Genomic DNA, 7307 nt, shown 5'->3' with positions numbered 1-7307 from the left:
CCCGGACGCCGCCTCCCCGGCCGCCGTCCCGGTGACGCCGGCCCGCCACGCGACGGCCGGGAAGACCGAGCAGCCCTACCGACCCGGCGAACTGGCCCTACCCGCACAGGAGATGCGAACGGCCGGCCACCACGCGGTCGACCTCGTCGTCCAACGGCTGTGCACGGCCGCGGACGGCCCGCCGCACACCGTAGCCGCGCCCGCCGAACTCCAAACGCTCCTCGGCGAACCGCTACCCGAGGAAGGCGGCGACCTCGGCGGCCTGCTCGACCACCTGGCCCACGACGTCCTGCCGCTCGGCATCCGGTTCGACCACCCCCGCTGCTTCGGCTTCGTGCCCACCACCGGCAACTACCCCGCCGTCCTCGCCGACCTGCTCTCCACCGCCCACCTGAGCGTCCCCGGTGCCTGGCTGGTCGGGTCGGGTCCCAGCTCAATCGAACTGACCACACTGAAGTGGCTGAAGGAACTACTGGGTCTACCCGGCCACTGGGGCGGCCTGTTCGTCAGCGGCGGCTCCCTCGCCAACCTCACGGCACTCGCCGCCGCCCGCGACCACCAGCTCGGTGGGGACCTCGCCGGTGCCCGCCTCTACTGCTCCACCCAGGCCCACCCCTCCGTCGCCCGCGCCGCCCACCTGCTGGGTCTCGGCCGCGACCAGTTGGTCGCCCTCGAACCCGACCCCGAGCAGCGCCTCGACCCCCGGAGCCTGGCCGCACAGGTCGACGCCGACCTCGCCGCCGGCCTGCGGCCCTTCGCGGTTGTCGCCACCGTCGGCACCACCAGTACCGGCGCGGTCGACCCCGTCACAGACCTCGCGCGGCACTGCCGCCGCTACGGCCTGTGGCTGCACCTCGACGGAGCCCACGGCGCGGCCTTCGCCCTCTCCGCCCGCGGCCACGACATGCGCGAAGCGCTTGGGCAAGCCGACTCCCTCACCTTCGACCCCCACAAGTGGCTGTTCCAGCCCTATGAGACCGGCTGCGTCCTGGTTCGCGACCCCGAACTCCTCAAAGCCACCTTCCGGATGGCCCGGCACCACCTCGACACCGGTTACCTCCACCCCGCCGAGGCCCGCCACGGCGAGGTCAACTTCGACGATCTCGGCCCCCAGCAGTCCCGCGGCCTGCGCGCCCTGAAGGTGTGGCTCTCCCTGAAGACCTTCGGTGCCGCGGCCTTCCGCCGGGCCGTCGAGCACGGCCTCCACCTGTCCGACCACGCCGCCGCCCGCATCGCCGCCCACCCCGGCCTCGAGCTCACCAGCACCCCGAGCCTCGCCATCCTCACCTTCCGATGCCGACCCACGGACGGCTCCGCTGACCCGGCCACCGTCGACCGCCTCCAGCAGTCCGTCAGCGACGCCGTCCGTGCCACGGGCCAGGCCCTGGTCCTGACCACCCGCGTCCGCAACCGCACCGTTCTCAGGATGTGCACCATCAACCCGGCCACCACCCCGGCCGACATCGACGCCACGCTCGAACTGGTGCTCCAGACGGCACTCGCGCGCTGACCGCGGCCAGCAGGCTCCCCACCGGGCTTCCTGTCCCACTGCACCTCCTACCTACTCCGCGAACGGGTCCCCGCAGGGCAGCAGAAGGCAAAGACAGTTCCGCCCCGGTCCGCGGGACACGGAGCGCGGCCGGGCACGTGACGAGGTGGAGATACCCGTAGGAGCCCGGCTGGTCCGGGCTTCGCGTCCACCCGCTCGGGGGACCCTTCAGCCCACGACTCGTCGAGCGGCCTGAGGTGATGAGTGTCCGTAGGGTTCAGGACGCGGCGAGAACCCGCCACGTGGCGCGAACAAGCTTGTTTGACACGGGTGTTGGGTTGGATATCTGGAATGGGGGAATCGGGACCGTCACGCCACGATCCGGTGAGGCCGACAGCCCGGACCCGGGGGGTAAATGTGGATGCACAGGACAGAGAGTCAGTACCGTTCGAGCAGCCGGCGCTTCCCCCGTACCCTTCGTTCCCGCCATCTCCCCCGCAGATGTCGCACTTGTCGCCACCGTCGGCGGGAAGCCGGGCGCGCCGGACGGCTGGAACGCTTGTCCGGTTCGTCAAGTCCACTCGCTGGTACTGGCGTTGGGGCGTCCTTGCGCTGGTCATGGTGCTCGTCACCGGCCTGACGACCTTTGTGCTCTGGCCACGCGAGGAGGAGAAGACGCCCCCGCAGCTGGCCTCAGCGGCCACGAAGAGCCTGCGTGCCTGGCGCGGGGTCACCTATGCGGGGACCACGGTGAACGGCAACGGCGCGATCATCGGCTTCCGTCTGACGGTCGCCCGCGACGGCACAACGTACGGAACCCTGAGCCGTGACTCGGGGGCATACGCGGAGTTCGCTGTGAGCCCCAAGCGAAGCCTTCTGCGCGGCAACCGCCAGTGGTGGTTCGAGTACGAGCCGGGCAGCGCCGAAGCGCTGGCCCATACCTGGGTGGCCAACCCGCCGCAGAGTGTGACCGGCCTGGCCGAGCTGTCCCGGATGACTCCGACGGCGCTCGCCGACGCCCTCTCGGGCGAGGGCACCGACGGTCCGTCCGGGCTTCCGTCCACGTGGCGCCAGAGTGGGGCCACGTCGGTGAACGGCCATCCGGCGAAGGTACTGACCGACGGCACCCTGCGCATGATGGTGAACGCGTCCCCTCCGTACCAACCGCTCTCGGTCGGCCTGCCGGGATCCGCCGGATCGCGAGGAACCGCCACACCCGAACCTGTGCCGGACGCCTCGGACGCGCACGCTGCCGTGCTCCGCTCCGGCCCGCAGGACGGTGCCGCACGGTCCGCGGGCCATGTGCAGTCCGCAGGTCAAGTGGCGGCGGTCGGTGAGCCCGCGCCTGCCCCGGCCCTGTCGTCTGCGATCAGCGAGCCCAAGAAGGCCCAGGTGCAGAGCACAACGGAGAACGTACGCCGGGTCGACGCCTCGGCCGAGCAGGCCGAACCGCTGAGCCGACGTGTAAAGGCCGCCCAGACGGCCGTGACCGTACAGCTCTCGACATCGTTCTGTAGCACTCCGAGCTGCCCGGCCACCGTGAACGTGGCCAACCAGGGCACCGCTCCGGCCAGCGGCACGGTGATAGTGACCGTAGCCGGACAGACGCCCCTGAACAGTGCTGTTTCCGTTCCTCCCGGCGGAAACCGCACGCTGACGACGGCGGCGAGGAACGTGGCACCGCCCGGCCAGACGATCCAGGTGAGCTGGTCCGCGGTGTTCTACGAAGCGAGCGTCATGGGCGACGACCCGGCACTCGTCAAACGGCTGATGGGCCGCGGCTTCCAGCTCAATGAGCCCCTGGGCGACCAGCAGGCCAACGACAGCAAGGGCAAGCCCGTCCTGCAGCTCCTTGACGCCATGACGCCCAGCATCGACCAGCGGACCAGCCCCGAGGTCCGCGAGAGCTGGCTCAGCAGTGTCGGCAAGACGGTGGCCAATCTGAAGCAGCAGGGAGCGTTCGAGCCGTTCTACGACCTAGCCGTGAACACCGACAACCTGACTGTTTCCGGCGAGAGCGGCATTGCCGAACTGGCGGCAAAGACAGCCCAGCTCTCCGTCTCCGACCGGAGGACGCTGCGGTATGCGAGCGATCTGGCGCGCGCGGGGAACAAGGTCGTCTGGGGCAACACCTACAAACCCGAGGGTTCCACGGACGGATACAAGGCCGACCTCCAGAACCTGACTGGCAAACAGACCATCCAACGCAAGGCCGTGTCCGGCGGAACGGGCGCGGTCGTGAACGCCTTCGCGGCGGTGATCAACGAACTCTCCGGTACCGGGGTGGTCCCGCCTGGCTTCGACAAGGTCGCCTGGATCGACATCGACCCCAACGCCTCGACGCCCCTGGCCGGCAGTGACCGGCGGGCACTGGCGAAGGAGTTCAGGAGGCTCAAGCTCGACAAGTACTGCAACGGTGCGGGCCGGCCCGCCTTCGACGCGGCAGTGTTCACCACCTATCCGCCTGGCCCGGACGGCACCCCGCAGCGCACGAACAGCGTGTTCACCTGCAACGAACTGCTGAGCAGTGCCATCGACCCTTACAAGTACGTCCAGGACGAGATGGTCTGGAAGGCCAACAACGACCCGGTCTGGTACTCCGCCAACTACATCAGCGACGGCCGCCGGAGGAGCGAGACCACCACGGAGAACGGCGTCGCGCTGCCGAAACTCGCCAGGGACAACGAGAACCACTGGATCTCCAAGGACAAGCTGCCCTCGGCCCCCGGCGCGAAGCTGTCCTCCGCGAAGTCCGTCGGCCCGGTCTCGGTCGGTGACAGAAAACGAAGCAGCCTGCTCGACAAGATCGCTGACCATCGCAAGACCTCGGTGGATCTCACCAACGCGGAGCGGAAGTTCCAGGAGAATCAGAGCGTGGCCAATGGTCAGGCACGCGACAAGGCATTGCGGCACTACCGAGAAAAACTAGGCGTCACTCCCAACAACAGCTCCATAGCCGAGCGGCTCGGTGAGAGCGCGGCACGCTATCACGTCATTCCGGAGGAATTCCCGGGAGCCCAGTGGATCCCCCTGCCGAAAACCCCGAATGGCGCTGATAGGTTCGACCAGCTGTACCGGCTCAAGGATGGCACGCTGCTCATCGTCGAGGCCAAGGCGCCATCGAGCGCCCTAGGCTGGCGTCAGGGGAAGGGCCGTCATAAGAACAAGATGGTCCAGCAGATGACCAGAGAGTATGTGGAGACGATCATCGAGGCGATGAAAGAGCGTGAGACGAGGTCCCCGCGAGACGGCCAGTTGGCGCACGACCTGAAGGAGGCGCTGGACCGCGGCAAGCTCCGCTACGTCCTCGTGAAGGCAAAGGATGGCGGCAGCTCCTACGCGGGTGGCATCCTGCAAGAAAGCGACATCAAATAGCCCGGCGTGCCCCGCGCGTCTCCCTCGTACTGCGCAAACGCGGCATTAGAAGCCATCTCATTTGGCTGGGTAGGCTGTCTGTCGTGCCAGGGATCGTGAATGTCCGGCGACGATCATCCTTATGGCGCCACCTCGGGCTGCGTCTGGCGGCAGCTGCCGCCGTTGTTCGGTCCGGCCTGGCCCACCGACTAACGGCACCTCCCCCGGTGGAGCCGGGACCGGGTGTGGGCACGGCTGCACCGGGTCATCCTCGATGAGCTCGGCGCCCGGGGCGAGCTGGACTGTGCGCGGTGCGCGATCGACTCGGCGGCTTTGCGCTGATCGCCGGATGGGTGCGCGGCCGTGCTTCACAATGTCTCCCCATGACGAGCATCTTGATGGCCACGGCCATCGCGGTCGTCGGCACGCTGCTGGACAGCGGGCTGATGGCGCTTGTGACCGCTCGGATCGAGCGGCGGAAGAATGAGGCTCTGGAAGGGCAGCAGGTACGCCAGAGGCTGCGCAAGACCGCGCTGCGCTTCGCGAACACGGGTCGAACACCGGGCTGTCTGGCAACTGGCACAACTGACGCTGGAGCCCTACGACCAGCACCGTTATGACTATGACATACGACGTGGCGTAGTCATCGATGCGGTACGCGCGACTCGGCAGGCGGCGACCACGGTTGAGCTCCAAGGGCCCGCTGGTGTGGCGCGGGCTGGTGCCGAGTACGCCGAAGCCGTAGGTCGGCACATTTACCCGCCCATTCAGTACCTGATGGCACTCAGTAAGGGACCGCTGACCGATGAGCAGAAGGACCGCTATCGCTCCTCAGCAGAGGAAACGGGCCTTCTCGTGGAGGACATGCGGCGGCGTTTCGTTCCTCTCGCCCGCGCGGCATTGGACGAGTTGGTGGACGAGGCTGACCAGGGGACGCAGGCGGCTGCATGAGGTACGGAGGGGCTATCGGACCTCTCATCAGGGCCTCCGCGGCACTCGCGGTCCCCGGCCCGCCGACACCCGCCACCGAGTCAGTCCGCCGTAGCGGCGGTGTAGCCGGCGGTAGCCGGCCAGCCAGGCCATGGTGCGTTCGATGGTCCACCGGTGCCGTCCCAGCCGTTGTGAGGTGTCGATGCCCTTGCGCGCGATGCGGTGTCGGATGCCGCGCTTGGACAACCATCGCCGCAGGTGAGCGTAGTCGTAGCCCTTTGGCCAGACCCGGGCCTTGGACCACTCGGCGAACCCGGCGGTGCGCTGTCGCCCCAGAGGGCCCGAACGGCGCGGCGGTGCGCTGCTGCCGTGGGCACCCCGAGGCCGCCACGAACACGGTCGCAGCCGGCACCTCCCGGTCACCGTGCCGCCGACGGCCGTCACGCTGCGGCCGCGACGGCGCCTCCGGCACCACTCGGAGAGTCGGCACTCGGAGAGTCGGCAACGCCGCCTACGGGCGGTCGACAACGACAGCCTCAACGGCGGTCCGGGCGGGCACCGATGGCTGTTCCTCGGACACCCCGGACATCGTGGTCAACTGCCCCTGACCGGTATCTCGGCGAGATCCGCTGTCGCCCACAGGCCTACCGGCTTGTCGTCTCCGCCGGCGGCGACGAAGCGGCCGTCGGGGGAGAAGCCGACTGCGCGGAAGGAGCAGGCGTGGCGGGTGAAGGGCGGGCCGAGTGGGCCATGGGACACCGGGTCCCAGAAGCGGACGGTGCGGTCCATGCTGACCGAGACCAGCAGGCGCCCATCGGGTGCGAACGACAGGCCCCGGACCGCGTTGCGGTGACCGGTGAGCGGACCGCCGACAGGCTCCCCGGCGCATGGGTCCCAGAGACGGACCATGCCGTCCCAGCCGCCGGAGGCTAGGAGGAGGCTGTCGGGTGAGAATGCCAGGGATCTGATCTCGCTGGTGTGTCCGATCAGCGGTTCGCCCTCTGGCTTGCCGTCGTCCGCGCGCCACAGCCGTACCGTGGCATCCGCGCCTGCGGAGGCGAGCAGACGGCCGTTCGGCGAGAACGCCACGGCTTCGACGCCGCCCGTGTGCCCTCGGAGCGGGGCGTCGACCGGCTTCCCGGTTACCCGGTCCCACAGCCGTACGGTTCGGTCGTGGCCACCGGTGGCCAGCAGGTTCCCGTCCGGGGAGAAGGCCAGCGCCCAGAGTGTCGTGCCGTTCTCCGCGAACGGCTCGCCGACAGGCGAGCCGGTGCGCGGGTCCCACAGCCGTACGGTCCGATCGCGGCCTGCCGTCGCCAGCAGCCGGCCGTCAGGGGAGAATGCCACGCACCTGACCCCGTCCGTGTGTCCGGTGAGAGGGACGGCGGCGGGTTCGCCGGTGGCCGCGTGCCACAGCCGTACGAGTAGGTCGTCGTTCACGGTGGCGAGGAGTTCCCCGTCGGGGGAGAACGCCAAGAAGCGGGCGCCGCAGCTCTGTTCGCCGAAGAGGAGGCGAGGAGGGGCGGGGGAGGTG

5 protein-coding genes and 2 pseudogenes are annotated in these 7307 nt (G+C 69.1%); 5 read left to right on the top strand and 2 right to left on the bottom strand.

All coding sequences use genetic code 11. From position 1 onward, the window contains the following. From FNX44_RS21350 to FNX44_RS21335, 5 genes and pseudogenes are all read left to right on the top strand, one after another. Nucleotides 1–1510: pyridoxal phosphate-dependent decarboxylase family protein (locus FNX44_RS21350; RefSeq protein ID WP_323369556.1), on the top strand; the 1510-nt coding region annotated here is incomplete at its 5' end. Between the two features lie 597 nt (nucleotides 1511–2107). Continuing rightward, a complete protein-coding gene (locus FNX44_RS21345; RefSeq protein WP_143650267.1) occupies nucleotides 2108–4864 on the top strand; it encodes a hypothetical protein in 2757 nt (918 codons plus the stop codon). 82 nt (nucleotides 4865–4946) lie between these two features. Continuing rightward, nucleotides 4947–5182: pseudogene (locus FNX44_RS29115) on the top strand (transposase); the annotation flags it as partial. Next, a complete protein-coding gene (locus FNX44_RS21340) occupies nucleotides 5155–5463 on the top strand; it encodes a hypothetical protein (RefSeq protein ID WP_143650265.1) in 309 nt (102 codons plus the stop codon). The pseudogene FNX44_RS29115 and the gene FNX44_RS21340, both read left to right, overlap by 28 nt. A gap of 157 nt (nucleotides 5464–5620) precedes the next feature. Continuing rightward, nucleotides 5621–5794, top strand: coding sequence for a hypothetical protein (locus FNX44_RS21335; RefSeq protein ID WP_153507578.1), 174 nt, complete (start codon nucleotides 5621–5623; stop codon nucleotides 5792–5794). Between the two features lie 90 nt (nucleotides 5795–5884). Here FNX44_RS21335 and FNX44_RS29110 read toward each other — a convergent pair. Continuing rightward, nucleotides 5885–6052: pseudogene (locus FNX44_RS29110) on the bottom strand (IS5/IS1182 family transposase); the annotation flags it as partial. A gap of 315 nt (nucleotides 6053–6367) precedes the next feature. Next, nucleotides 6368–7307 (bottom strand): WD40 repeat domain-containing protein (locus tag FNX44_RS21325; RefSeq protein WP_143650263.1); only part of this gene is annotated, 940 nt, incomplete at its 5' end.

The sequence above is a fragment of the Streptomyces alkaliterrae genome (assembly GCF_007097205.2).
Lineage (GTDB): Bacteria > Actinomycetota > Actinomycetes > Streptomycetales > Streptomycetaceae > Streptomyces > Streptomyces alkaliterrae.
The sequence above is the reverse complement of the archived record's forward strand: the minus strand, read 5'-3'. Positions and strand labels throughout refer to the sequence as shown.